Origin of the sequence: Limosilactobacillus ingluviei str. Autruche 4 (genome assembly GCF_000312405.1) — a bacterium.
Taxonomy (GTDB): Bacteria; Bacillota; Bacilli; order Lactobacillales; family Lactobacillaceae; genus Limosilactobacillus; species Limosilactobacillus ingluviei.
This window is the reverse complement of record NZ_HE997177.1, coordinates 79,784-105,618: the sequence shown is the minus strand read 5'-3', so window position 1 is coordinate 105,618 and position 25,835 is coordinate 79,784. Positions and strand designations below refer to the sequence as shown.

Genomic DNA, 25,835 nt, shown 5'->3' with positions numbered 1-25,835 from the left:
TCGTTGATCTACGATGACATCAAGCAAGCGGGCCACTCGGACGGGGCGAAGTATCACCGGTTGGTGCAAGCGATGATTGAAGAGCAAGGCGCCGACGTGGTGATTTTGGGCTGTACGGAGTTATCGTATGCTGAAGAAATGGATCCCGAAACGGAATTTCCGGTTGTGGATTCGCAATCGACGATCATTGACCGGACGATTGAATTAGCTAAACGCCAAAAGTTAGGTCAGGACTAACGGGGCTAAACAGGATCAAGGGAAGAAAAATTCGCTTGATCCTGTTTTTAATTTGGACCATTCCGTTCCCAACGAGGCCAAAAATGCCAATGGGCACTAAAAAAATTGGTAGCCCAATTTGGCAAGTGTTAAAATAGAGGATAAACATCCAACCGACATTTATAAGGAGAGGAGCAATGACGCATGGGATCACCAGTCTACATTCAAATTCATAATGAATTACGCGAAAATATTGAAGCCGGGAAATGGCAAATCGGTGAAAAAATTCCGGCGGAACGGGAATTAGCCGCGGAATTTGGGGTGAGTCGGATGACCTTGCGCCAAGCGATTCAAACCTTAGTCGACGATGGGATCTTAGAGCGCCGCGTGGGCGCCGGGACGTACGTTGCCAATCGCAAGGTCCAAGAGAAAATGGCGGGGGTTACCAGTTTTACGGAATTGATGCAAGCCCTGGGCAAGGAACCATCGAGCAAGACGATTTCGTATCATTTGACCTTTCCATCACAAAATGAGGCCGAAACCCTGCATTTACAACCTGGGGAACGGGTCTTGCGGATGGAACGGATCCGCTATGGCAATCAAATCCCGATTTGCTACGAAGCCGCGACGATTCCAGCGTCGTTAGTCGAAGGGTTCAGTAAAGAAGAGATTACGACCTCCTTTTTCAAGACTTTGGCGGATAAGGCCAACCTTTACCCGGGGCATGCAACCCAAGCCGTTTCAGCGGTAAGTGCCACTGAACGGATTGCCGAATACCTCGGAATTCGCCGGGGGGATGCGTTATTGCGGATGAATCAAGTGTCGTATTTGCAGGATGGCCGGCCGTTTGAATACGTCCACTCGCAATATGTTGGCAACCGGTTTGAATTTGTGTTGGAAAAGTAGCGGGAAATGACTGACGAAGGTTATCAGGGCCTTCAACCAAGAATTGAGATTAGGAGAAAATCATGGAATACTTATACCCCGACGATAGCTTAATTTTGCATACGGATGCTTATGAATTAACGATGATGCAAACCTACTGGAAGCAAGGAATTGGTGATCGGAAGGCGGTCTTTGAAGCGTTCTTTCGGAAGATGCCCTTTAAAAACGGTTATGCCGTTTTTGCGGGTCTGAGCCGGATTATTGAGTACTTGAAAAATTTGCGTTTTACGGCCACCGATATTGAATACTTACGGTCCACGGGCATGTTTGATCCGGCCTTTTTGGATTATCTGGCGGACTTTAAGTTCCAAGGGACGCTCCGGAGCGTTGTGGAAGGGGAATTGGTCTTTAATCACGAACCAATCTTACAAGTAGAAGGGAATTTGCTGGAAACGTCCCTGGTCGAAACGGCCCTGTTAAACGTGATTAACTTCCAAATTATGATTGCCACCAAGGCTTCCCGGGTTAAGTCCGTGGTGGGTGATCAACTGCTGATGGAATTTGGGACCCGGCGCGCCCAGGAATTTGATGCCGCGTTGTGGGGGACCCGGGCGGCCTACATTGGTGGGTTTGATGCCACTAGCAACGTGCGGGCCGGCAAGCTGTTCGGGATTCCGATTTCTGGGACCCATGCCCACGCGTTGGTACAAACTTACCGTGATGAATATACGGCCTTTAAGGCCTATGCCCAAACTCATCACGATTGTGTCTTTTTGGTTGATACCTTCGATACCTTAAAGAGTGGGGTGCCAACGGCAATTCGGGTCGCGAAGGAATTTGGGGACCGGATCAACTTCCAAGGGGTGCGGATTGACAGTGGGGATATGGCCTATCTGTCTAAGCAAGTGCGGAAAATGCTGGATGAAGCGGGCTTCCCGGAGGCCAAAATCTTCGCTTCCAATGATTTGGATGAAAAGACAATTCAAAACCTCAAGATGCAAGGCGCTAAGATTGATGCCTGGGGGGTGGGCACCAAGCTGATTACTTCTTATGATCAACCAACTTTGGGCGCCGTGTACAAGTTAGTTTCGGTTGAAAATGACCAGGGCGAAATGGTCGACACGATGAAGCTCTCCAACAACGTCACTAAGGTATCAACGCCAGGGAAGCACCAGGTTTGGCGGATTACCGACCGGGCCGACGGCAAGAGCGAAGGGGATTACGTGACCCTCGCGGACGAAGATCCGCGGCAATTAGACTCTTTGTACATGTTTGACCCACAATTTACCTTCTTGCACAAGACGGTGAAGGACTTTGTGGCCCGGCCGCTCTTGCAAGATATCTTTGTGGATGGGGAATTGGTCTATGATGAACCAAGCTTGGATGAAATCAAACATTCGCATCAAGAGCGCTTAAACCGCCTGTGGGATGAATATAAGCGGGATCTTAATCCTGAAGTTTACCCAGTTGACCTGTCGCAAAAGTGCTATGACAATAAGATGGCATTGATTGCCCAAATTCATGATTACGTGCAAGCATTAGGGGAAGAACAAGATGACTAAACAAACCGAAATTATCGCGGCCCTCGAGGTACAGGCTAAGATTGATCCGACCGCAGAAATCAAGCGCCGGGTGCAATTTATCCAAGACTACTTACGTCAAACGGGAATGAAAACCTTAGTGTTGGGCATTTCTGGGGGACAAGATTCATCCTTGGCGGGGCGCTTAGCGCAACTGGCGGTAGAAGGCTTGCGAGCCGCAACCAAGGATCCAGCTTACCAATTCATTGCCGTGCGCTTGCCTTATGGCGAACAAGCTGATGAAGCTGATGCGATGAGTGCAATCAATGACTTTATTCACCCCGATCAAACCGTGCGGGTAAATATCAAGCCAGCCACCGACGCCATGTTGGCCAGTCTGGAAGCGGCCGGGGAGACCATCTCGGACTTTAATAAGGGCAACATCAAGGCCCGCCAGCGGATGATCGCCCAATACGCGATTGCGGGGGCCCACCGGGGCGCGGTGATTGGCACGGATCACGCTGCCGAAGCTGTAACGGGCTTTTACACCAAGTTTGGGGATGGTGGGGCCGACCTAACGCCTTTGACGGGTCTGACCAAACGGCAAGGGCGCGCCTTACTAGTCGCCCTAAACGCCCCGGCGCACCTATATGAAAAGACCCCGACGGCGGATCTGGAAGAAGAGCGACCAGCCTTGCCAGATGAACAGGCTTTGGGGGTTACTTACCAACAAATTGATGATTATCTGGAAGGCCAGCCCGTGGCCGCGGCCGCAGCAGCCAAAATCGAAGCTTGGTATCAAAAGACGGGCCATAAGCGCCACTTGCCCGTGGCCCCCCAAGACACGTGGTGGCGCCAGTAGATTAAGAGGTGAAGCATGGAGAACCAACTTGTTAAGCAAGTCGCTTCGGCCTTACCAGCTTACCAAAGCTGGCAGGTCGAAGCGGCTTTGCAGTTAATGGATGAAGGCAATACGATTCCATTTATTGCCCGGTACCGTAAGGAAAAGACCGGGACCTTGGATGAAGTTGCCCTGCAAGAAATTCAAACCAGTTACCACAAGGCCAGTGAGCTGTGGGCCCGCAAGCAAACGGTGCTCAAGGCAATTGAAGAAGCTGGCCAACTGACGCCAAAGTTGACGGCGCAGGTGCAAGCCGCGCCGGACCTGGCTACGGTGGAAGACCTGTACTTACCGTACAAACAAAAACGGCAAACCAAGGCACAGGTGGCCAAACAACAAGGGCTCCAGCCGCTGGCCAATTGGCTGCTGACTTATTCGGCCACTGCACCAGCTCAGGAAGCCGCCAAATACGTCCAGGGAGAAGTGGCTGATGTCGACCAAGCTTTGGCGGGGGCCCATGAGATCCTGGCGGAAGCGATCAGTGAAATGAGCTCGGTCCGGGCCTGGCTGCGGAATTTTGCCCAGCAGCATGGGCAAATTGAAACCGCGGTAAAAAAGGATGGCGCGACGCTGGATGAGCGCGGGGTTTACCAACAATACTATGATTTTAGCGCACCAGTCCAAGAGATGACTTCTTACCGGACCTTAGCGATCAACCGGGGGGAAAGTGAGAAAGTCTTGCGTGTGAAGCTGATCCTGGACGAAGCAACGGTCCAAAACTACCTGAATTTTCGCTTGATCGGCAGTCACGAAGCCAGTCCGGCCGCCGCCTTGGTGAAGCAAGCGGCCTTAGATGCCTACCGGCGATTCTTGTTGCCGGCGACTGAGCGCGAAATTCGGCGGCAATTGACGGACCAAGCCAACAAACAGGCGATTACGGTGTTTGGTGAAAACCTCTACCACTTGTTGATGCAAGCCCCACTCAAGGGCAAGGTCGTCTTAGGCTTTGACCCGGCCTACCGGACCGGATGTAAGTTGGCGGTCTTGGATCAAAACGGGAAGCTGTTGGAAACTGCCGTGATCTATCCCCATGCCCCAGCGCCGGCGGCCAAGCGGGCGCAAGCGGGGCAGCAACTGCGGGACTTAATCGAAAAATACCAAGTGGAAATGGTGGCGATCGGGAACGGGACGGCCAGCCGGGAGTCCGAGCAATTTGTTGCGGCGGAGTTAAAGCAACTGTCACGGCCCGTTTACTATGTGATTGTCAATGAAGCCGGCGCGTCCGTTTATTCGGCCAGCCAAGCGGCCCGCGACGAGTTCCCAGCGTTGACGGTCGAAAAGCGTAGTGCCATCAGTATCGGGCGCCGCTTACAAGATCCGTTGGCCGAACTGGTGAAAATTGATCCCCAAGCAATTGGCGTGGGACAATACCAGCACGATTTACCGACCGGTGAACTTAAGGCCGAGTTGGCGGCGGTGATTGAGCGGGCGGTTAATCAGGTGGGCGTGAACCTGAATACGGCCAGTGCTCAATTATTGACCCATATTTCCGGCCTGTCCGCTGCGATTGCCAAAAATATCGTCAATTACCGGGAACAAAATGGGGCTTACACGGACCGGCAACAATTACTGAAGGTCAGCCGCTTGGGGCCGAAAGCCTTTGAACAGGCCGCTGGCTTCTTGCGGATTACTGATGGGGCCAACCCCCTGGATAATACCGATGTGCACCCGGAAAGCTATCCTTTGGCCCGCCAGGTATTAGCGGCGGCCAACGTCAGTCCTGCGCAACTGGGGAGTGCAGCGGCCAATCAGCGTTTGCAGGCCTTGCCAATTACTCAGTTTACTAGCGAGGCCATTGGGGAGGTCACCGTCAAAGACGTGATTGATGACTTGATGAAGCCCGGCCGGGACCTGCGGGATACGATGCCGGCACCATTGTTGCGACAAGACGTTTTGACATTGGCGGATCTGAAACCGGGGATGCAGCTGCAAGGAACGGTCCGCAATGTGGTGGACTTTGGCGCCTTTGTGGACATTGGGGTAAAACACGATGGGTTAGTCCACATTTCGCGCTTAACGAAGCAATTTGTCAATGATCCGCGGCAGGTGGTAGCCGTTGGTGATATTGTCACGGTCTGGGTCCAATCCGTTGACTTGAAGCGGGAACGGATTCAACTGACCATGCTGGCCCCGAATGACTGATCAAGAGCTCTTGGCCTACACCCAGGCCTGGTCGTTAGCGGCCTTTCAGCGCCCGTTTCGCCACCAGATTTATTTCAACCGACGCCTGAAGACAACCGGGGGGCGCTACCACTTAAGTGACCACCACATTGATATTAATCCCTTGATGTTGGAAGAATTTGATCTGGCCAATCTAAAACGGGTGGTGCTGCACGAGCTGTGTCACTACCATTTACACCTGACCGGGCGCGGCTATCAACACCGGGACCAGGATTTTAAGCAACTCTTGGCGGCGGTTGGTGGGGCCCGGTATGCCCCACGCACCAGCCAGCGACGCCGGGTTCAAGCGCAGCAGCGCTACTGTTACCAATGCCAAGCCTGCGGGATTAGATATTGGCGCAAGCGGCGGGTAAATTTGGCCCGTTACCGTTGTGGCCGGTGCCGGGGGCGGCTGATTCTTAAGAAAATAGAAAAAACTTCACGGTAAGCCTTGCCAACAGCTAAGTTATTTGATAATATATTATCTGTTGACGCGGCAGTGGCGGAACTGGCAGACGCGCAAGATTAAGGATCTTGTGGTCGTTTTAGACCGTGGAGGTTCGAGTCCTCTTTGCCGCACTACTAAGCTCTCATGACGATTTGATCGTTGTGGGAGTTTTTTTGTTGGTTAAATCATGAAGGTTTCCTTAATTTGTTAAAGTCAACCCTTATCATCCTAAAATGAAAGCGCTATACTAGAGTGGTAAACATTTAGTAAAAAACTAAGTGTAAGAGATGTCACCACTAGGTCGCCAGGTGGCCTAAGCGAAAGGGCTTTAGGCTGGCCGCGCTAGGATGAGGAGGTTTTTTGTTGATGGAGGCAGAATTAAAATGGTTGGATGATCCGACCGTCTTTCGGGTTAATCAAATCCCCGCGCACAGTGACCACCAAGCCTTTGCCAGTGAAGCAGAAGCGGCGGGGGCTGCTAGCAGTTTGGTGCAGTCATTAGATGGCAAGTGGCAGTTTATTTTTGCGGCGACGCCGAACGAGCGGCCCGCCAACTTTTGGGCGCCAGCCTTTGAAGGTCCCTTCGATGAAATTACCGTGCCCAGCGAAATTGAATTGAGTGATTATGCCCAGATTCACTATATTAATACTTGGTATCCTTGGGAAGGCCAAATTTACCGGCGGCCCGCTGGGACCGGCGATAATCCGCAAGCCCTGGACGACTTTTCCACGGCGGCCGACAATTCCGTGGGGATTTACCGGCGGACCTTTGACTTAGCTGCCGGTTTGCAAGGGAAGGATGTCCGGATCCGCTTTGAAGGGGCTGAACGCGCCTTGTACGTTTGGCTGAATGGGCACTTCGTTGGGTATGCCGAAGACAGCTTTACCCCGAGCGAATTTGATCTGACGCCTTATTTACAGCCGACGGGCAATGTCTTAGTTGTGGAAGTCTTCAAGCATTCCTCGGCGTCATGGTTAGAAGACCAAGATATGTTCCGTTTTTCGGGGCTGTTCCGCAGCGTTTCCCTGCTGGCCCAACCGGCGATCCACGTTGAAGACTTGCACATCTTGCCAACCGTCAACGATGACTTTACCAGTGGCCAGTTGGCGTTGAAGTTAAAGCTGACGGCCAAGGAAGCGGGTTATTTAACCGTCGATGTTCAAGACGCGAGCCAGACGTCGTTGCTGCACCAGCGCTTGACCAGCGCGGCAACGGTGGAATTAGTGCCAGTAACCTTTGAACAGGTCCACCTGTGGGATACGGATGATCCGTACCTCTACCACTTGGTAATTAAGGTTTATTCCGCCGCGGGGGCCCTCTTGGAAGTCGTGCCATATGACTTTGGCTTCCGGCGGATTGAAATCAATGCCGATCACGTCATTATGCTTAATAACCACCGCCTGATTATTAATGGGGTTAACCGCCACGAGTGGAACGCGAAGACGGGGCGGACGATTACGCTGGCCGATATGCACCAGGATATCGCCACCTTTAAGGAAAACAACATTAATGCCGTGCGGACCTGCCACTACCCTGATCGTTTGGAATGGTATCAATTGTGTGATCAAAACGGGATTTACATGATGGCCGAAAACAACTTGGAAACCCACGGGACCTGGCAAAAGAGTGGGGCGGTTGAACCGTCTTATAACGTGCCAGGCTCCGTTGAATTGTGGCTGCCAGCGGTCTTGGATCGGGCGCGGACGAATTTTGAAACCTTTAAGAACCACCCGGCGATCCTGTTCTGGTCGTTGGGGAATGAATCGTATGCTGGTGATGACATCGCAGCGATGGATCAGTACTATCATGACCACGACAGCAGCCGCTTGACCCACTATGAAGGGGTAATCCGCAATCCGGCCTACCGTGACCGAATCTCCGACGTCGAAAGTTGGATGTATTTGCCGCCGGCCGGGGTTGAAGAATACCTGCAAACCGCGGATAAACCGTTCTTGGAATGCGAATACATGCACTCGATGGGGAATTCCGTTGGGGGGATGGGTTCGTACATTCGCTTGATGCAAAAATACCCGCAATACGCCGGCGGTTTCATCTGGGACTTTATTGATCAAGCCCTCTTAGTGACCGATCCGGTAACCGGCCAAGAAGTAATGCGCTACGGTGGGGACTTTGATGATCGTCACGCTGATTATGAATTCTCGGGGGACGGCATTATGTTTGCCGACCGAACCCCAAAGCCAGTAATGCAGGAGGTTAAGTACTACTATGGATTACCAAAATAAGCTCCACGTGATTTATGGCGACGGTACCCTCGGCCTGCAGGGACCCGATTTCGCCTACCTCTTTTCATACGAACGCGGTGGGTTGGAATCTCTAAAGATCAAAGGTAAAGAATGGCTCTACCGGGAGCCCAAGCCGACCTTTTGGCGGGCAACGACCGATAATGACCGGGGCAATGGCTTTAATGTGAAAGCAGCCCAGTGGTTAGCCGCGGATTATGCCTTACCGTGCCAAGCAATCAGCTTAAAAGTCGATGAGCGCAAATTCAAGCAAGTGCCGGTCGCGCCAGCCACGAATGAATTTACCAACCATGAAGAAGCTGAAAAAGTTAAAATTACTTTTACCTACCAAACGTTGACGGTTCCCGCGACGACGGTGAAGGTGACCTATAAGGTCAAGGCTGATGGGACGCTGAAGGTGACCGCCAAGTACCACGGCCAAGCCGGCTTGCCAGAGCTGCCAGTCTTTGGGATGCGCTTGATCATGCCAACGATGGCCGCCGGCTATGAATATGAAGGTCTGTCGGGCGAAACTTATCCGGACCGGATGGCCGGCGGGCGGCCGGGAACCTACGAAATTCAAGGGTTACCGGTGACTAAGTATTTGGTACCCCAGGAAAATGGGATGCACATGGCTACCAAGTGGGTAAAAATCACCCGGCAGACGACGTTGAACAACGCCGATCATGATGATCAACCCTTTAGCTTGACTTTTAAGGCTGCAAACGGCGATTTTGCCTTTAGTGCCTTGCCATACACCAGTGAAGAATTAGAAAATGCCACCCACCAAGAGGAATTGCCGCCAGCCCGGCGGACCGTACTGGTAATTGCGGGGGCGGTCCGTGGTGTTGGGGGGATCGATAGCTGGGGAGCAGATGTGGAACCGGCTTATCACATTGATGGCACCGTCGATCATAAGGTCAGCTTCGTGATTGATCCAGGGTTGCAAGGAAACGTTCAAACACACTAACAAAGGAAATGAGTAGTATGACGCAAGCACCACTGTTTTTAAAGCCCGTCTTCCATGAAAAAATCTGGGGCGGGCGCCGCTTAGCCAGTGACTTTGGTTACCAAATTCCCGCCGGGCCGATCGGCGAATGTTGGGCAATTTCTGGGCACCCCCATGGGGTCAGTATCGTCGCGAATGGTGAGTTTGCCGGGCAAGATTTGGCCACCCTTTACCAAAGTCAACCGGCGCTCTTTAATTACCCTCAGGGTGATCGCTTCCCGTTATTAACCAAGATTTTAGACGCCAATGCCAAGCTGTCCGTCCAAGTTCACCCTGGCGATGAATATGCTCGCACGCATGAAGGTGAACTGGGCAAGACGGAATGTTGGTACGTCCTAAAGGCCCAGCCGAACGCCTACTTGATTTATGGCCACCAGGCGAAGAGCCGGGCTGAATTGGCCGAGTTGATCGATGCCGGCCAGTGGGACCAATTATTAGGGAAACTGCCAGTCAAGACGGGGGACTTTGTCTACGTGCCCAGCGGGACGATCCACGCCTTGACCGAAGGGATTGAAGTGCTCGAGACCCAGCAGAGTTCTGACGTGACCTATCGCTTATATGATTATGATCGCAAGGGCCCGGATGGCAAGTTGCGAGAGCTCCATTTAGCGCCCGCTAAGGCAGTCATTACGGTTCCCTTTGTTGCTCCCCAATTGCACCAAACCACGCAAACCGTGGGCACCTCAACGGTGACCACCTTGGTGGCGCCACCGACGTCACCATACTTTACGGTCCAAAAGGTGGTCGTCAACGGGGAGTTGCCGCAACAAATGGGCTCGCAAGCCTTTGTTTTGGCCTCGGTAATTGCGGGGCATGGTGAATTGGTGGTGGCGGGCCAAACTTATCCCCTCGCTAAGGGGCAGCACTTTATCTTGCCGCACCCGGTCACGGACTGGACCTTCCGTGGGCAACTGACCTTGATCACGTCGGTGCCGGCTCCAGATAAATATTAAATGACTCTAGAGGAGCTGGTGCGTTTTGCCAGCTCCTTTTCTAATTTTTCTCTCATTTAAGCTGGTCATCCCTTTGAATCCGGCATACAATAATAGGGTTACTTAAGGCGAGTTTCGCTTCGACAAAAACTACACGTAAGAGAGGAAAATTGAATGTTTGCGGTCTTTTTAGCGGCGCTTTCGGGGGTCGGCGTAATTTTGGCGATGGTGGTCATTGGTTTTATCCTGAATGAACGAGGCTGGTTTACCCCCGCTTCGGGCCGGGTGATTTCGCGGCTCGTGACCCAAGTGGCTTTGCCAGCCTACATGATTTCAACGATTACCAAGGAATTTTCCGCCGATCAACTCCATGTTCTGCTGCCGGATTTGCGGTATCCGGTGATTTCGATGTTGATTTTGTTTGCCCTGTCATTAGCGGTGGCCAAAGCCTTAGCGATTAAGCGCGATCACTTGGGCTTGTTTTCATCGATGTTTTTTAATTCCAATACGGTCTTTATTGGGTTGCCGATTAATCTAGCCCTCTTTGGCAGCCCGTCTATTCCGTATGTTTTGGTATATTACATGGCCAACACGACCTTTTTTTGGACCCTGGGGGTGTGGCTGATTCAAAAGGATGGCACTGGCGCAGCCAAATTGGATGTCAAACAGGCGTTGGGCAAGTTGTTTTCTCCGCCGCTGTTGGGGTTTATTGTGGCGGTAATTTTAGTCGTTGCCCACGTTAAGTTGCCCCGCTTTATTTTGTCGACGTGCAATTATTTGGGGGGCTTAACGATCCCGCTGTCCATGCTGTTTATTGGGATTGCCATTTCTAATGCCGGCCTGGCCCGGGTCCGCTTTAATCGCGATGCCTGGGGGATTTTACTCGGCCGCTTTCTGATTGCACCGGCTTTGATGGCCCTGTTGGTTTTGCCAACGGACATGCCGACGTTGATGAAACAAGTCTTTATTATTCAAGCGGCCATGCCGGTGATGACCAATGCGCCGGTCGTTTCAAAGCTTTATCACGCCGATGCTGATTACGCGGCGATTATGGTGACGGAAACGACCGTTTTGTCGGTGATCGTAATTCCAATTTTGATGGTGGTAGTCCAAACTTTAGTAAAGTAGGGAAATCAGCGCCACAATTCACCCGGCAGCGGGCAGATTCGTGATAAGATAAGAACGAGGAAAAGAGGGGGTGAAGTATGGCAAGATTAGTCATTGTTCGCCATGGTCAAAGCCAGGCGAACCTAGCCAATATTTTTACGGGGTGGACGGATTCGCCCTTGACACCCCACGGGATTGCCCAGGCTCAAGCGGTCGGTCGGCTGTTGGCCCAACGAGATTACCAGTATGGAGCGGTGCACACTTCGTACATGCAACGGGCGATCAAGACCGCCAATTTGATTTTGGCGGCCCAGGATCAGTTATATGTTCCCATGTTTAAAACCTGGCGGTTAAATGAACGCCACTATGGGGCTCTAAGTGGGCAGAATAAGGCGGCGGTGAAGGCTAAGGTCGGGGCGGCCCAACTGCAAGCTTGGCGCCGGGGGTATACGGCGGTGCCACCCCAGTTGCCACGCGCCCAGCACGAAGCGCGGTATGATCGCTTGGGGGTGGCCATTCCACGGGCCGAAAGCCTGGCGATGACCGAACGGCGTCTGGTCCCGTATTGGCAGGATCAGATTGCGCCCCGGCTGTTAGCGGGCCAAGATCAGCTGGTGGTTGCGCACGGCAGCTCGTTGCGGGCCTTGATCAAATACCTGGAAGGGATCGGTGATGCAGAAATTGATCGTGTTGAGGTCCCTAATGCTGAGCCGATCGTCTACCAACTTGATACCCGTTTGCAAATTCAAACCAAAGAAATTATTAATCAACCAAGTTAAAGAGGTGCGGAATGCAAATTAAAGAACTTACCAACAATCCAACCTTGGCCGGCCAAGTCCGGTTGATTGAAAACGTAACTTACGCAGCGGCTGATGGGGAAGCTTTGCACCTATCTTTATTGGTCCCGTGGCTGCAACGGCATCGGGTCGCTGAATTAGCGCCCCGGCCCCTGTTGGTCTTTGTGCAGGGCAGCTCCTGGCAACGACCGACCTTGGGGGAAGAAATCCCCCAACTGGTGCAATATGTGCATCAGGGCTTTGTCGTTGCCACGGTTCAACACCGCAACGCGATTGAGGGCCATCCCTTCCCGGCCTTTTTGCAAGATGTCAAGACGGCGATCCGCTACTTGCGGGCGCATGCGGCGCAGTATGCAATCGACCCGCACCAAGTCGTCTTGTGGGGGACGTCATCCGGTGGCAATGCAGCCTTGCTCGCGGCGTTGACTGCCAATGATCCGGCTTACCGGACCGCTGATTATCCGGACCAGTCGGATCAGGTAAATGCAGTGGTGGCTTGCTTTGCTCCTACGGATGTGGCGGATACCTTTGCTTATACGCAGCATGTGCCAGGTTCTGATTTGTTGAAAATCTGCCTATTCGGGCAAGACCCAGCTCAGTGGCCAGCCAAAATGAAGGAAATGAGTCCGTTGTACCGGATCCAACCTGGGCAAACCTACCCAGCCTTTTTATTGTTACATGGGGATGCCGACCAGGTTGTGCCATATCATGAAATGGAAGACATGGCGACGGCCTTGGCTGCTGCCGGGGTAGCGGTGGAAGCGGTCCGGGTCAAGGGCGCGGATCACGAAAAGGACTTTTGGAGTCCCGCCGTTTATCAAACCGTGGCGGACTTCTTGGCCCGCCAAATCAAGCTTGAACCAACGGCAAAGTAGAAAGGAAGCAAGGAAATGACCAAGCAACGCTTGTTAGACCGGTTCGTACCGGCCCATTACGATTTATATTTAGACATTAACCGGGCGACCAAGTCGATTCAAGGTCGGACCACCGTCACTGGGGAAGCTAAGGCAGCGCACATTGCGCTGAACCAAAAATTTTTAAACGTGACGGCGGTGAGCGTCGATGGAGTGGCGGTACCGTTTGACCTCGATGCCGAAAAAGAAACGTTAGAAATTGATTTACCGACGCCGGGGGCGGTTACCGTGGTGATCGATTACAATACGCGTTTGACCGACACGATGATGGGGATTTATCCTTCGTATTACCAAGTCGGCGGGCAAGAAAAGCAATTAATCGGGACCCAATTTGAAACCACCTTTGCCCGGCAAGCCTTCCCGTGTGTGGACGAACCAGCTGCCAAGGCCACCTTTGCGCTGGCGATTAAGTATGATGAACAGCCGGGTGAAACGATCATTGCCAATATGCCGGAAGATCACGAAACCGCGGGCGTGCACTACTTTCAACCGACGGTCAAGATGTCAACGTATCTGGTGGCTTTTGCCTTTGGGGAAATGCAAAAGCAGGTTACGACCACCAAGAGCGGGGTACAAGTCGGCGTCTTTGCAACCCAAGCCCACCAGGCCAAGGAACTGACCTTTGCCTTAGACATTGCCAAGCGGGCAATTGAATTTTACGAAGACTTTTACCAAACGCCGTACCCATTGCCACATTCCTGGCAGTTGGCCTTGCCAGACTTTTCGGCCGGGGCGATGGAAAACTGGGGCTTAGTGACCTACCGGGAAGCCTACCTGTTAGTTGATCCTGATAACACCGCCTTGGAGACCAAGCGGGTGGTGGCAACGGTGATTACCCACGAACTGGCCCACCAATGGTTTGGTGATTTGGTCACCATGAACTGGTGGGATGACTTGTGGTTGAACGAATCCTTTGCCAACATGATGGAATACGTCGCCTTGGATGCCTTGGAACCAACCTGGCACGTTTGGGAAATGTTCCAAACGTCAGAAGCCCCGATGGCCTTACAACGGGATGCCACGGATGGGGTACAATCAGTCCACGTGGCGGTGGAAGACCCGCGCGAAATTGATGCCATCTTTGACGGCGCAATTGTGTACGCCAAGGGGAGTCGCTTGTTAGTGATGGTGCGGGCTTTAATTGGCGATCAAGCTTTACGGACCGGTTTAAAGAATTACTTTGCGACTCACCAGTATGGCAACGCCAAGGGCCAAGACTTATGGCAAGCGCTTGGCGAAGCGGCGGGATTGGATATCGGGGCGATTATGCATGCTTGGCTCGAGCAGCCGGGGTATCCCGTGGTTGAAGCCAAGGTCGTTGACGGGCACTTGCAACTCAGCCAGCAACAATTCTTTATTGGGGATGGCAACGAGCAAGGCCGACGGTGGCCATTACCATTAAACGCGAACTTTACCGCCCCGCAGTTGATGGAGACGGCCAGTTTGGATTTAGGCGATTATGCTGGTTTGCAACAAGCGGCGGGAGCCCCATTGCGCTTGAACGTGGGGAATGCGGCCCACTATATTGTCAAGTACGATCAAACCTTATTGACGGATTTGTTGGACCATTTGACTGAACTGGATGCGATTGCACAGTTGCAACTCTTGCAAGACTTGCGCTTACTGGCGGAAGCCCGGCAAATTTCGTACGCCCAGTTGGCCGGCTGGCTGCCCCGGTTTAAGGCCAGTCAATCCGCGATTGTGATTGATGCGCTGTACCAAATTGCCAACGGCCTAAAGGACTTTGTCACGCCGCAAACGGAGGCCGAAAAGGTGCTGAAAGGCTACTTTGGTCAGCTGAGCCAGCAGCAAGCCACTCGCTTAGGGTGGGTTAAGCAAGCCGGCGAAGGCATTGACGATGAATTGATGCGGCCGACGGTCTTGGCGGCCGCGCTGTATGCGGAAGACCCTATGGCAGTAGCAGCGGCCCACACCCTGTTTACGCAGACCCCGGCCGCGGAATTGCCAGCGGATGTCCGGGCGCTGGTTTTGACCAACGAATTACGCCACTTCGGTGATGAGGCCTTATTCCAAACGTTGTTGGCAGCCTACCGGCAGACCAGCGATCCGGCCTACAAAAAGGATTTGACGGCGGCTTTGACCAAGGTTGACAACCCAACCTGGTTGAAGCAGTTGGTTGACCACTTTGAAGATGCCGCCACGATCAAGCCGCAGGACTTGCGGGCTTGGTACCGGGGCGTGTTGGCCAACCCAGTGGGCCAACAACTGGCCTGGGATTGGCTCCGGCAGGAGTGGGGCTGGTTGGATGCGACCGTTGGTGGGGACATGGAATTTGCCACCTTTATCACGGTGACGGCACGGCTCTTCCATACCCGGCAACGGCAGACAGAATTTTCGGCCTTCTTTGCGCCGAAAGTCAATACCCCTGGTTTAACCCGGGAAATTGAAATGGATATTAAGGTGGTTGATAGCAAGACGGCCTTAGTTGAAGCCGAAGCCACGGCGGTGCAAGCAGCCGTAGCCGCGGTAGTCGATTAATGAAAAAATTGTTAATTACGCTGGTTCTATACAGAGCCAGCGCTTTTTTATTTGGCTTGCGTGTACATTCGCTGAGGGGACCGGTATAATTAACCTGATTGACTTTACACGAAAAAGATTGACAAAACGTTTTTGAGGGAGGACTCTAAGTGCTTCGCCGGAATTTAATACCGATTTATTGTGCCTTATTGGCGGTCATGCTACTGCCAGTCGGGTTGTTTTTTGTTGCCCAGCCTTACCAGGCTAATTTACAAATCGGCCTGGCCTTACAACTGGCGCTGGGTGCCGTGGTAGGATTGTTGCTTCCCAGCTTGATGTTGACCTGGTTGATGATTGGCTTAACGGCCCTAGGAACCGCGATTCTGCTTTTTGGTTATGTAGTGATCCCGATCCCCGCTAAGTTACTGCTATTGGCGGCCTTTCCGTTAATGGCTTCCCTGGCGGCCGTGATTCGGGGGGATTTGTTACAGTACCGCCGGTTAGCGGCTACGCAAGCCGAAATCGAACGTTATCTGCAACACCGTGATCCAGTCGTGACCTTACGGACCACCGCCCTGGCCCAAGCAGTTTACGAGCGGTCACGGGAATTGTTGCAAACGGGCGTTTTTTACGTTCCCTGGATGTGACGATTATTCACTGGGAACACCATCAACAATACGAGCAGTTCCACTTGGAAGAGCACGACGCCTTTTTGCGCGCGCTGGCGCATGAACTACGGACCCACCGTTTGCCAGCTGAACAGTTTTTTTATATTGACGATGCGACTTTTTTAATCTACTCCTATGATTTGAGTGAGCACCAAATGGCCCAATTAACGCAGACGACGCGTCAGCACTTGGCTGCCTTGGCACCGGTTCAGCCAACTGGCCTTAAAATGAGGCAAGCCCACTTGACGCAAGCCTAAGCGGCTAAGTATGATTTTCACCGCTTGCTCCACCACTTGGTCCGCGAGTTGGAAACGGATATTGTGATGGAATACTTACTGGAGGCAGAGCAATGATGACGGGATTTATGTGGGTGGCCCTGGTGATTACCGGGATCTTCTTTGTGTCGTTTGTGATTCTCTTTGTGTGCGCCTGGATAATCTATACCTGGGTCGAACGCGCCGTAATTAGTCCGGGGGTGATAAAAGATGGTCATTAAAGTCGTCTTGATGTTAACTTTGGTCACGATTTGGATCGGCCTGTTAACGTCGTTGATAAACCTCTTTGGGGCCACTAAATTTTGGCTAAAACACGCTAACGAGCGGGCGCACGTGACGCCGTTGCCAACCTATCCGACGGTGACCATTGTCGTTCCCGCGCACAATGAGGAATTGGTGATTGCCCAAACGACCCAGGCGATTTTGAACTTAAATTATCCCCCCGCTCAGGTGGAAGTCCTGCTGTATGCTGATAACTGCAGTGATCAGACGGCTGCGATGATGCACCAGGTGGTGGACCGACCGGAGTATGCCAAGCGCCGGATTCAAGTGATTGAACGAACGGGGACCGGCGGGAAGGCCGGGGTCTTAAACGATGCCCTTAAAATTGCCCAGGGGGAATACTTAGCGGTTTACGATGCGGATGCGATGCCAGAAGAACACGCGCTGTACTTCTTGATCAAACAAACTTGTCGTTTAAGCTGATGTTACAGGGCAAGCAAATTGCCCTGGCTTACCAAGCGGCCAATCGTATATTATATGCATGCGCAAACAAATTAAAAGTGAGGAAACAATGATGAGTAAAAAAATGGTGATTTTAGGGGCCGCGGGATAAATTGCCCGCCAACTGACGGTCCGGCTGTTGGCTGAAACGGATTTAAACTTAGTCTTGTACGGTCGTCACGTAAGTCAACGACTGGCAAGGTGGGCGGCCAATGACCGGGTGACGTTGGTGGATGGTGATTTTCAAGACCAAGCCCGCTTACAAGCCGCACTGGTTGGCACGGACTGGTCTATTTAAATTCAATGTCGGATGCCGCTGACACCGCCAGCTTGCTTCAAGCAATGCAAGCCGCTCACGTTCCGCACGTGATCGCCGCTACGATTGCCGGCATTGAAAATGAAGTTCCCCAAGCCTTGGCGGACTGGACGGCGGCGAACCTGCCGCAAAGTTATTTGCAGGGAGAATTGGCCTCCGCCAAGTTGATGCAGGATTCGGACCTCAATTACCTGTTGTTGAAGCTGACCTGGTTGTTTGACGATGACATTGATCGCGAGTACGAATTGGTGCCGAGCGGGCAACCCTTTGCCGATGCTGAAGTATCCCGCCAAGCCGTCGTGCAAGCCATCTTAGATTTGTTGGCTGATGACGATCATCTGTGGCGGACCAGCTACGGGGTGGGGAAGCCGGGCACCCATTTTGCTCACCCGTCTTTTTATTAAGGGGGATTATGATGACAAGGGCTTTAACTGACTGGTTAAAATTACAAAGTTTAACCCAACAGATTGATCAAGAGCTGACCGCCGCGTTGCAAACGCTGGTCGATCAGATCAGCTTAAATGAATTTTACGTCTTGCACTTTTTGGCGCAAGCCGAGGGACAGCCCCTGCGGGTCAATGATTTAAGTGCCAAATTAGGGCTCAGTCAAAGCGCGACCTCGCGGATGCTGACCCGCTTTGAACGGACCTGTGAGGTCATTGAACGGCAGCCCAGCAGCGTGGATAAGCGAAGCGTCTTGATTCATTTGACGCCAGCGGGCTGGCAGTATTTGCAAAATGCAGAACGGGTGGTGGCACCAATTTTAGCCAAATACCACCCCGTGTTGGAACGGTTAACCGTGCTCAAAGGAGGAGCATGAGTGAACCAAAAGTAATGTTGGTAACGGGCGCATCAAAGGGGATCGGCCTGGCGACGGTAATTCAAGCTTTAAAGGCCGGCTATGCCGTGGCGGCAACGTAGCGGAATGCGGCTCGGTTAACGGCGCAGGTAGCCCAGGCCGCCCCGGATCAGCAAGCCCAGTTTTTACCACTGGAAATGTAATTTGAAGCTCCCAGCATTCAAGCGGCGGTTGCCAAGGTAATGGCGCGGTGGGGCCGCTTAGACGTCCTGGCCAACAACGCGGGGTATGCCATTTTAGGGGCCTTTGAAGAATTTTCCTTGGCCGAAGTCAAGCAAAATTTTGACGTTAACGTCTTTGGGTTAATGCAAATGACCCAAGCCGTCCTGCCGATCATGCACGCCCAACAGCACGGCCGCATTATTAATATTGCTTCCATTTCTGGAACGGTGGCCGGCCCCAGCCAGTCCATTTATTCGGCAACTAAGGCCGCGGTCATCATGATGAGTGAGGCGTTGGCGGCGGAAGTAGCGCCGTTTGGGATTCAAGTTACGGCGGTCGGCCCGAGCGGGGTGCGGACGGACTTTTTAGATGGGCGTTCGATGAAGCGGTCTGCTAAGACGTTGCCCGAGTATCAAGTTGTGGCGCAGACCATGACGGGCTTAGGCCAACTTAATCACCACCAAAGCGGCGATCCGGTCCTGGTCGGCCAAGCGATTGTCAAATTGGCCCAACTGGCCCACGCTCCGCGCCGCTTGTATTTAGGGAATTGGTCGGTTGCCGCGTTGCAAACCAAGATTGAAGAAGTCGTCAATGAGGTTAACCAACACCTGGACTTAACCCAAAGCATCGATCACGAATGATCAAAGAGGATGAGGAAGATGGAAGTATTTGATTTATTGACCCAGCACGTTTCAGTGCGGGATTTTGAAGCGACTCCGCTGTCAGCGGCGATCAAACAACAATTATTAACGGCGGCCCACGCGGGCTCGTCGTCTAATTTTGTGCAGGCCACTTCGATTATTGAAGTGCAAGCTCCGGCGCTGCGGAATGAATTGGCGGAAATTTCCCAAAGTGCGGCCTATGTCAAAAAAAGTGGGGCCTTTTTCGTCTTTGTGGCGGATCTGTACCGCCAGGCCCATTTACTGGAAGCTGCGGGCCAGCCGGTGGTGCCGGTAACGAATTTGGAATCGTTTTTGGTCAGCGTAGTTGATACCACGATTGCTGCGGAAAACATGGCCGTCGCCGCAGAAGCGCAGGGCTTGGGGATTTGCTTTATCGGTGGCCTGCGCAATGACTTGGCCCGGGTGGCGGAATTGTTGCACTTACCCAAGTATACGGTGCCGTTATTTGGGTTGACGATTGGCGTTCCCCGGACGAAAAATGGGGTCAAGCCGCGGTTACCGCTGGCTAACTTTACCGCCGTTGACACCTACCCGGCGGCCCAGTTTACGGAGTTAGGGGATTATGATGAAGTAGTCCGTGACTATTATTTGCACCGGCCCAGCCACCCGAAGGACACGGACTGGACAACGACTCAGCGGGACTTTTTTGCGACCCTGCGCCGGCCAGCCGTCGCCGCCTTTGTAAAGGCGCAGGGGTTTGAGCTTACGCGTTAACTCAGAATTAATTTTACTAAGGGGGAAGAGGAAATAGTAACGTTATTTTTAGCGCCGAGCAGCGGTTCATCCCGTAAAGCGCGGGCGTGGCTCACGGCGCACCAAATTCCGTTTGTAGAGCGCAATCTGGCAGTCGAACCGTTGAGTTTAGCGGAAATTAAGTCGATTTTGAAAATGAGCGAAAATGGGATTGACGATATCATTTCCAAACGTTCCAAGGCTTACCAAGCCCTGGACATTGAGCTGGATGAATTATCATTAAGCCAGCTGACGACTTTGATTCAAACGCACCCCGGCTTGGTGCGCCGGCCGATTATCCTGGATGATAAGCGGATATTGGTGGGTTACAATGAAGATGAGATTCGGCGCTTCTTGCCCCGGCAAGTGCGGCGCTTAGAATTGGCCAAGGCCCAGCAAGCAGCGTTGGGGTAAAAAAACAGGCGGCTTCCGCCCTGATTAATTCGGGGAGGAAGCCGCCTGTTGGCGTTTTAGGCCCGGCGCAATTTTAAGAGGCCGCTGAGCAAGAGCCCTAGGCAGGTGAACGGTAGCCAGGCAAAGCCCAGTGAGTACCACGGCAGCCAGTGACTAGCGGCAGTGACCAGCGCTTGAATCGGTGCAGTGTGCGCCAAAACCGGCGGTAGATCCTTAAAGAGGCTTAAAAAGGCCGGGAGAGCCGTTAGCCCAACGGTTAACCGAAAACTGGTCCGATCTAAGCCCAGCCAGGGGGTTAAAATTCCCAGGACAATTAAGGCAATCACGAGCGGGTACAGGAAGGTCAGGATGGGGGCCGACCAGGCGATGATCAGATCTAACCCGAGGTTAGCGATCAGAAAGGAACCGCCGCAGGCCAAGCGTAAAAAGGTCCGGTAGCTAATACGAGGGAACAGCTGGTTGAGGGCTTGGGCAAAGGCGGCCACTAACCCCATCGCGGTCGTGATACAAGCCAAAATGGTTAAGACCGCCAACAACCCGTCCCCTAAGCTGCCTAAGTAGTGGTGGGCAACTTGCGCCAGGGTGATGCCGCCGTTGGCACCGAGGGCAAATTTTGCCCGGCTGGTAGCACCCAACCAAATCAAGCCGAGGTAGATAATTGCCACACTCCCCATTCCGATCAGCCCACTTTTGATGGTCGCCCACGAGACCGCGGTCCGATCGGTGACCCCTAACTCATGGATGGCGGTAATGATCGTCATCCCAAAGATTAACCCGGCCAGGGCATCCATCGTGTTATAGCCCTGCAAAAAGCCATTGGCAAAGGCCGCTGGGCGGTAGCTCCCTAGGGCGGCCAGGTGGTGCGCTTGACCGAGGGGGTGGCTAAAGGCCAGGGCAAAGATTACGGCTAGAATCAGCAAGAATAAGGGGTTTAAGTATTTCCCGATCAAAGCGGTGATTTTGCTTTCTTGGACCATCGCCAAGTAGGTTAAGCCAAAGAAAAGGCCAGTATACAGCAATAATCCGCCGCCTTGCCAGTGGGCCGGCAAAAACGGGGCGATCCCGATCGTATAAGAAACCGTCGCCGTGCGGGGCGTGGCCAGCAGGGGACCGATCGTCAGTTGTACCAATAAGATCAGCGGCAAGGCGCCCCATTTGCCCAAGGGTTTCGTGAGCTCATACAGGCCGCTGGTTTTGGAAAGGCCCAGGGCTAAAAAGGCCATCAGGGGCAACAAGACCCCCGAAAGCAAGAAGCCGCCGGCGGCCGCCAGCCAGTGTTGCCCCGCCAATTGGCCGAGGTGGACCGGGAAAATCAAATTTCCGGCCCCAAAGAGCATCCCAAAAAAGAGGGAACCTAGCACCAAATAATCTTTCCAGGTGAGTTTTTGAGTCACAATGATAAATCCTTTCTATGGGAGGACGCTGCTGATCCCCCGGTTAGTATTTACTACGTTTTGTTTTGGTTGACACGAAAGGTAATTATACCATATTGGTTTGCCAGCTGGGGCGATCCAAAAGTGTTCATTAAGCACAGCAACCGGCCTGGCCTAGTTTCTAACCACTAGTTGAGGTTAGGGAGCAAAGTAGACCAATATTTTTTTAGGGGTCACTTAGGACGAGTTTGCATTTACTTTCACATGCTCTGAAGGCGGTTCCATTGTCGCTTGGTTGGGAAAACGCCCCCCCTTGATTGGGATATTATTCACAATTATAAACTTAAACAGTGGATAAATACCTATATTTCAAGGTATTAGACTTGTTGACTTTTTCACATTCGTAAGTTAAAGTAAGAACCGTAATCAAGTACAAGCACAGATCAGAGTTCAAGGAGGACTGTTTAGAATGGCTAAGCAGAATGAAACTCAAGTTACCCAAGATCCAAAGGCCCGGGCCGAAGCAATGGTGGACGCCTTAGTTAAAAAGGCCCACGCGGCTTTAGACGTCATGCAAGGTTTTGACCAAAAGACGGTTGACTACATTACCCACCAAATGGTCGAAGCTGGGCAAGACAAGCACATGGAGTTGGCGATTGAAGCCGTAAAGGAAACCGGCCGGGGAGTGGTCGAAGATAAGGCGATCAAGAATATGTTCGCAACCGAAGAAATCTGGCACCACATCCGCAAGCACCACACGGTCGGGGTGATTGAAGACAACAAGGCCGATGAATTGATCACCGTTGCCGAACCACTGGGGGTCTTAGCAGGGATCACGCCGGTGACCAACCCGACGTCGACGACTTTGTTTAAGGCGATCATTGCGATGAAGACGCGTAACCCGATCATCTTTTCCTTCCACCCGCAAGCCTTAGAGTGCTCCCGGCATGCGGCTAAGATCGTCCGCGATGCAGCGATTGCAGCGGGGGCGCCAGAGGGGGCAATTCAATGGATTGACGAACCAAGCCGGGAAACCAGCACGGCCTTGATCAACCACCCTGGGATTGCCTGCACCTTGGCAACTGGGGGTCCAGGGATGGTTAAGGCGGCTTACTCCACGGGGAAGCCAGCCTTAGGGGTCGGTCCTGGGAATGGGCCCGTCTACATTGAAAAGAGTGCCAACCTCGCCCGGGCCATTAACGACCTGGTCTTATCCAAGACCTTTGATAATGGGATGATCTGTGCCACGGAAAACAGTGCCGTGATTGATAAGGAAATCTACGCCGAAGTGAAGGCCGGCTTAGAAGCCAACCGGGTTTACTTCGTGCCAAAGCAAGATCACGCCAAGTTGCGGACGACGATGTTTAATGAAAAGACCGGGGGCGTCAACGGGCCGATTGCCGGGATGTCAGCAATGAAGATTGCCGAAATGGCGGGCATTAAGGTTCCAGCCGACACGCAAGTCTTAGCCGTTGAAGTAGAAGAAATCGGGCCCAAGGAATTGCTGTCCGGTGAAAAGTTAAGCCCAGTCTTGTCAGTTTACCAAGCCCAAAGCAAGGACGATGCCTTTGCCAAGTGTGAAGCCTTGCTCAACTACGGGGGCTTGGGCCACACGGCGGCCATTCAAACGACTGATATGGACCTGGCCCGCGAATATGGGGTCGCTATGAAGGCGTCCCGGGTAATCGTTAACTCCCCATCGGGGCTAGGGGGCATTGGGAACATCTATAACCGGATGACGCCATCGTTAACGTTGGGGACCGGTTCATGGGGGGAAAACTCAATTTCTCACAACGTCACCGATTACGACCTGCTTAACATCAAGACAATTGCCAAGAGGCGGAATAACATGCAATGGATCAAATTACCACGAATTTACTTTGAACGCGACTCCGTTCGTTACCTCAAGGACATGCCAAACATCAACCGGGTCTTCATTGTTACGGGCCCATCGATTTACGCGCACGGCTACGTTGATGTCGTAGTTGATCAATTGAAGTTGCGGCAAAATGATGTTCAATACTTGGTCTTCTCGGACGTCGAAGCTGACCCATCGACCAAGACGGTTGAAAAAGGGGTCGCCTTGATGAAGTCCTTTAAGCCCGACACGATTATCGCCCTCGGGGGTGGTTCGCCATTGGACGCGGCCAAGGGGATGTGGATGTTCTACGAAGACGAGAATGCTTCCTTCTTTGGCGCTAAGCAAAAGTTCTTGAACATCCGTAAGCGGGCCTACCGCTTTGACAAGCCAAGCAAGGCCCAAATGGTCGCTATTCCGACAACGTCCGGGACGGGATCCGAAGTAACGCCATTTGCCGTTATTACTGACTCCGAGACCCACGTTAAGTACCCATTGGCTGACTATGCTTTGACGCCAGACGTGGCCATCGTGGACCCGCAATTTGTCGACACGGTACCAAAGGGCAACATTGCAGCTTCTGGCTTGGACGTCTTGGCCCACGCGATGGAATCCTACGTTTCCTCGATGGCGTCCGATTACACCCGGCCACTGTCCTTGCAAGCCATCAAGCTGGTCTTCCAAAACCTGACTAAGTCTTACAACGGGGATCCGGAAGCCCGGGCGGCGATGCACAATGCTTCGACGTTGGCGGGGATGGCCTTCGGGAATGCCTTCTTAGGGATCAACCACTCGATTGCCCACAAGTTGGGTGGGGAATTTGGTTTGACCCACGGGATCTGCATTGCCATTACCATGCCGCACGTCATCAAGTTCAATGCGACCCTGCCAAAGAAGTTCAGCACGTGGCCGAAGTACGAAGCCTTCCGGGCGGAAGAAGACTACGCGACGATTGCCAAGACAATTGGCCTGACTGGTGACAGCAACCAAGCCTTGATTGACCAACTGTGCGAAAAGGTCAAGGAATTGGCCCACTCCGTTGGGGTCACCTTGAGCTTGAAGGCTTGGGGCGTTGACAAGGCCCACTTCGACCAAGTGGTTGACAAGTTAGCCGCCTTGGCCTACGAAGACCAATGTACGACGGCCAACCCGCAAGAACCACTGATCAGCGACCTGAAGCAAATCATGATTGATGAATACGACGGCAAGGGTGTCGAAACCAAGTAAGCCGTTGGTAATTCACTAGCTAAAAAGCCCTGGTGAGCACTACGCTCGACCAGGGCTTTTCGCGTTGATCGTTACTTGAATTGATCGACGGGGCCGAGGTAATCAGTATCAATCCCCAACCATTTCTTGTTGATTTGGCGCAAGGTCCCATCTTTTTGTAAGACTTTGAGGGCGTAGTTGATTTTCTTAACCAGGGTGCGGTCCTTTTTCCGGATTCCCACGGCGACTTCGTCTTGGGGAAAGACGTCCGAACCAATTAACTTATAGTCATTGGAACCAGCGAGGTGCTTAGCGTAGTAACCACCATAGACCGTCCCGGTTAAGACCCCGTCGATGCGGCCGGCTTTAAGATCCAAGAAGGCCGAGTTGTTGTCTTGGTAGATAATCCGGCCTTTGACGTAGCGCTTCAGCTTAGCGGGGTACTTGTAAAAATCAGTATAAGCGGTCGAACCTTGTTGCAGACCGACCACTTTGCCTTTCATATCAGCAAAGGAATTGATCCCGGCATCCTTGCGCACTACCAAGGATTGGCCGCTGCGCTCATACACCCGGCTGAAGGCTTGCTGTTTGGCCCGGGCGGGGGTGGCGGTGTAGCCATTCCAGATGACATCAATCGTGCCGTTTTTAAGTTCGGTTTCCTTCATCGCCCAATCGATCGACTGGAATTCGGGCTTGAGGCCCAAGACTTTGCAAACGGCGCGGGATAAATCAACGTCGTAGCCGACTAGCGTCCCATTCTTTTGCCGGAAGTCCATCGGCACAAAACTGTCATCGACCCCGATCAGCAGGGTCCCCCGCTTCTTGATTTGGGTCCATTGATCACTTTGGTCCGCCCGTTGGTTGGCCAAGCTGCCGACGGGACTAATCAAGAGACTTACGATTAGGGTTGCAATCAAACTGAAACTGATTAACCAACGCTTTTTTTGCATAAACGCTC

At 52.7% G+C, this 25,835-nt stretch carries 25 protein-coding genes, 1 tRNA gene and 1 pseudogene; 25 read left to right on the top strand and 2 right to left on the bottom strand.

The features are described 5' to 3' along the window. From BN54_RS10440 to spx, 24 genes and pseudogenes are all read left to right on the top strand, one after another. The coding region (locus BN54_RS10440; protein WP_040470211.1) for an aspartate/glutamate racemase family protein at window positions 1-237 on the top strand (237 nt) is incomplete at its 5' end. A gap of 183 nt (window positions 238-420) precedes the next feature. Then, window positions 421-1,122 carry a GntR family transcriptional regulator gene (locus BN54_RS09250; protein WP_019206918.1) on the top strand — a complete coding sequence of 234 codons (702 nt, stop codon included), beginning with the start codon at window positions 421-423 and terminating at the stop codon, window positions 1,120-1,122. Window positions 1,123-1,184: 62 nt separating this feature from the next. Continuing rightward, entirely contained in the window at window positions 1,185-2,663 is a 1,479-nt protein-coding gene (locus tag BN54_RS09245; protein WP_019206917.1) for a nicotinate phosphoribosyltransferase, read from the top strand. Continuing rightward, the gene (gene nadE / locus BN54_RS09240) at window positions 2,656-3,483 is read left to right on the top strand and encodes an NAD(+) synthase (protein WP_019206916.1); all 828 of its coding nucleotides are present in this window, start codon (window positions 2,656-2,658) and stop codon (window positions 3,481-3,483) included. Before BN54_RS09245 ends, nadE begins: the two co-directional genes overlap by 8 nt. 15 nt (window positions 3,484-3,498) lie before the next feature. Further along, window positions 3,499-5,664, top strand: coding sequence for a Tex family protein (locus tag BN54_RS09235; RefSeq protein ID WP_019206915.1), 2,166 nt, complete (start codon window positions 3,499-3,501; stop codon window positions 5,662-5,664). Beyond that, entirely contained in the window at window positions 5,657-6,130 is a 474-nt protein-coding gene (locus BN54_RS09230) for a SprT family protein (protein ID WP_019206914.1), read from the top strand. The genes BN54_RS09235 and BN54_RS09230 overlap by 8 nt, the downstream gene beginning before the upstream one ends. 45 nt (window positions 6,131-6,175) lie before the next feature. Further along, window positions 6,176-6,261: transfer RNA gene (locus BN54_RS09225), tRNA-Leu, on the top strand. Window positions 6,262-6,496: 235 nt separating this feature from the next. Then, the gene (locus BN54_RS09220; protein WP_019206913.1) at window positions 6,497-8,374 is read left to right on the top strand and encodes a glycoside hydrolase family 2; all 1,878 of its coding nucleotides are present in this window, start codon (window positions 6,497-6,499) and stop codon (window positions 8,372-8,374) included. After that, the gene (locus BN54_RS09215; protein ID WP_019206912.1) at window positions 8,358-9,341 is read left to right on the top strand and encodes a beta-galactosidase small subunit; all 984 of its coding nucleotides are present in this window, start codon (window positions 8,358-8,360) and stop codon (window positions 9,339-9,341) included. The genes BN54_RS09220 and BN54_RS09215 overlap by 17 nt, the downstream gene beginning before the upstream one ends. A gap of 17 nt (window positions 9,342-9,358) precedes the next feature. Further along, entirely contained in the window at window positions 9,359-10,333 is a 975-nt protein-coding gene (gene manA, locus BN54_RS09210; RefSeq protein WP_019206911.1) for a mannose-6-phosphate isomerase, class I, read from the top strand. A 153-nt stretch (window positions 10,334-10,486) separates the two neighbouring features. After that, on the top strand, window positions 10,487-11,440 hold the full coding sequence (locus BN54_RS09205; protein ID WP_019206910.1) for an AEC family transporter: 954 nt from the start codon (window positions 10,487-10,489) through the stop codon (window positions 11,438-11,440). Window positions 11,441-11,517: 77 nt separating this feature from the next. Continuing rightward, window positions 11,518-12,198, top strand: a complete 681-nt coding sequence (locus tag BN54_RS09200) for a 2,3-bisphosphoglycerate-dependent phosphoglycerate mutase (protein WP_019206909.1) — start codon at window positions 11,518-11,520, stop codon at window positions 12,196-12,198. Between the two features lie 11 nt (window positions 12,199-12,209). Beyond that, window positions 12,210-13,091: an alpha/beta hydrolase gene (locus BN54_RS09195; protein WP_019206908.1), complete on the top strand. Its 882-nt coding sequence runs from the start codon at window positions 12,210-12,212 to the stop codon at window positions 13,089-13,091. Window positions 13,092-13,106: 15 nt separating this feature from the next. Then, on the top strand, window positions 13,107-15,629 hold the full coding sequence (locus BN54_RS09190; protein WP_019206907.1) for a M1 family metallopeptidase: 2,523 nt from the start codon (window positions 13,107-13,109) through the stop codon (window positions 15,627-15,629). Between the two features lie 149 nt (window positions 15,630-15,778). Continuing rightward, window positions 15,779-16,255, top strand: a complete 477-nt coding sequence (locus BN54_RS09185) for a hypothetical protein (RefSeq protein WP_040470208.1) — start codon at window positions 15,779-15,781, stop codon at window positions 16,253-16,255. 44 nt (window positions 16,256-16,299) lie between these two features. Beyond that, entirely contained in the window at window positions 16,300-16,533 is a 234-nt protein-coding gene (locus tag BN54_RS09180; RefSeq protein WP_155818388.1) for a hypothetical protein, read from the top strand. A gap of 92 nt (window positions 16,534-16,625) precedes the next feature. Next, window positions 16,626-16,772, top strand: a complete 147-nt coding sequence (locus BN54_RS10335) for a hypothetical protein (RefSeq protein WP_019206906.1) — start codon at window positions 16,626-16,628, stop codon at window positions 16,770-16,772. Next, window positions 16,762-17,238, top strand: a pseudogene (locus BN54_RS09175) (glycosyltransferase family 2 protein); the annotation flags it as partial. The gene BN54_RS10335 and the pseudogene BN54_RS09175, both read left to right, overlap by 11 nt. A gap of 175 nt (window positions 17,239-17,413) precedes the next feature. Beyond that, complete coding sequence (locus tag BN54_RS10435) at window positions 17,414-17,572, top strand: Rossmann-fold NAD(P)-binding domain-containing protein (protein WP_019206904.1); 159 nt, start codon at window positions 17,414-17,416, stop codon at window positions 17,570-17,572. A gap of 5 nt (window positions 17,573-17,577) precedes the next feature. Beyond that, a complete protein-coding gene (locus BN54_RS10430; protein WP_019206903.1) occupies window positions 17,578-17,994 on the top strand; it encodes an NAD(P)H-binding protein in 417 nt (138 codons plus the stop codon). Between the two features lie 11 nt (window positions 17,995-18,005). Further along, the gene (locus BN54_RS09165) at window positions 18,006-18,410 is read left to right on the top strand and encodes a MarR family winged helix-turn-helix transcriptional regulator (protein ID WP_019206902.1); all 405 of its coding nucleotides are present in this window, start codon (window positions 18,006-18,008) and stop codon (window positions 18,408-18,410) included. Between the two features lie 197 nt (window positions 18,411-18,607). Beyond that, window positions 18,608-19,252: an SDR family NAD(P)-dependent oxidoreductase gene (locus BN54_RS09160; protein ID WP_268869347.1), complete on the top strand. Its 645-nt coding sequence runs from the start codon at window positions 18,608-18,610 to the stop codon at window positions 19,250-19,252. Window positions 19,253-19,270: 18 nt separating this feature from the next. Then, a complete protein-coding gene (locus tag BN54_RS09155; protein WP_019206899.1) occupies window positions 19,271-20,008 on the top strand; it encodes an NADPH-dependent oxidoreductase in 738 nt (245 codons plus the stop codon). A gap of 33 nt (window positions 20,009-20,041) precedes the next feature. Then, on the top strand, window positions 20,042-20,440 hold the full coding sequence (gene spx / locus BN54_RS09150; RefSeq protein WP_040470203.1) for a transcriptional regulator Spx: 399 nt from the start codon (window positions 20,042-20,044) through the stop codon (window positions 20,438-20,440). 56 nt (window positions 20,441-20,496) lie between these two features. On the opposite strand, the gene brnQ is transcribed toward spx, so the two are convergent. Beyond that, the gene (gene brnQ / locus BN54_RS09145; protein ID WP_155818385.1) at window positions 20,497-21,837 is read right to left on the bottom strand and encodes a branched-chain amino acid transport system II carrier protein; all 1,341 of its coding nucleotides are present in this window, start codon (window positions 21,835-21,837) and stop codon (window positions 20,497-20,499) included. 445 nt (window positions 21,838-22,282) lie between these two features. Here brnQ and adhE point away from each other — a divergent pair, with 445 nt between their 5' ends. Further along, on the top strand, window positions 22,283-24,898 hold the full coding sequence (gene adhE / locus BN54_RS09140; protein ID WP_019206896.1) for a bifunctional acetaldehyde-CoA/alcohol dehydrogenase: 2,616 nt from the start codon (window positions 22,283-22,285) through the stop codon (window positions 24,896-24,898). Between the two features lie 71 nt (window positions 24,899-24,969). Here adhE and BN54_RS09135 read toward each other — a convergent pair whose 3' ends face one another. Beyond that, entirely contained in the window at window positions 24,970-25,827 is an 858-nt protein-coding gene (locus BN54_RS09135; RefSeq protein ID WP_019206895.1) for an amino acid ABC transporter substrate-binding protein, read from the bottom strand. Window positions 25,828-25,835 lie beyond the last annotated feature (8 nt).

Bases quoted from the DNA above. Each gene is read 5' to 3' on its own strand.
- BN54_RS09250 (WP_019206918.1), top strand. From the start codon at position 421: ATGGGATCACCAGTCTACATTCAAATTCATAATGAATTACGCGAAAAT.
- BN54_RS09245 (WP_019206917.1), top strand. From the start codon at position 1,185: ATGGAATACTTATACCCCGACGATAGCTTAATTTTGCATACGGATGCT.
- nadE (WP_019206916.1), top strand. From the start codon at position 2,656: ATGACTAAACAAACCGAAATTATCGCGGCCCTCGAGGTACAGGCTAAG.
- BN54_RS09235 (WP_019206915.1), top strand. From the start codon at position 3,499: ATGGAGAACCAACTTGTTAAGCAAGTCGCTTCGGCCTTACCAGCTTAC.
- BN54_RS09230 (WP_019206914.1), top strand. From the start codon at position 5,657: ATGACTGATCAAGAGCTCTTGGCCTACACCCAGGCCTGGTCGTTAGCG.
- BN54_RS09220 (WP_019206913.1), top strand. From the start codon at position 6,497: ATGGAGGCAGAATTAAAATGGTTGGATGATCCGACCGTCTTTCGGGTT.
- BN54_RS09215 (WP_019206912.1), top strand. From the start codon at position 8,358: ATGGATTACCAAAATAAGCTCCACGTGATTTATGGCGACGGTACCCTC.
- manA (WP_019206911.1), top strand. From the start codon at position 9,359: ATGACGCAAGCACCACTGTTTTTAAAGCCCGTCTTCCATGAAAAAATC.
- BN54_RS09205 (WP_019206910.1), top strand. From the start codon at position 10,487: ATGTTTGCGGTCTTTTTAGCGGCGCTTTCGGGGGTCGGCGTAATTTTG.
- BN54_RS09200 (WP_019206909.1), top strand. From the start codon at position 11,518: ATGGCAAGATTAGTCATTGTTCGCCATGGTCAAAGCCAGGCGAACCTA.
- BN54_RS09195 (WP_019206908.1), top strand. From the start codon at position 12,210: ATGCAAATTAAAGAACTTACCAACAATCCAACCTTGGCCGGCCAAGTC.
- BN54_RS09190 (WP_019206907.1), top strand. From the start codon at position 13,107: ATGACCAAGCAACGCTTGTTAGACCGGTTCGTACCGGCCCATTACGAT.
- BN54_RS10335 (WP_019206906.1), top strand. From the start codon at position 16,626: ATGATGACGGGATTTATGTGGGTGGCCCTGGTGATTACCGGGATCTTC.
- BN54_RS10430 (WP_019206903.1), top strand. From the start codon at position 17,578: ATGTCGGATGCCGCTGACACCGCCAGCTTGCTTCAAGCAATGCAAGCC.
- BN54_RS09165 (WP_019206902.1), top strand. From the start codon at position 18,006: ATGACAAGGGCTTTAACTGACTGGTTAAAATTACAAAGTTTAACCCAA.
- BN54_RS09155 (WP_019206899.1), top strand. From the start codon at position 19,271: ATGGAAGTATTTGATTTATTGACCCAGCACGTTTCAGTGCGGGATTTT.
- adhE (WP_019206896.1), top strand. From the start codon at position 22,283: ATGGCTAAGCAGAATGAAACTCAAGTTACCCAAGATCCAAAGGCCCGG.
- BN54_RS09135 (WP_019206895.1), bottom strand. From the start codon at position 25,827: ATGCAAAAAAAGCGTTGGTTAATCAGTTTCAGTTTGATTGCAACCCTA.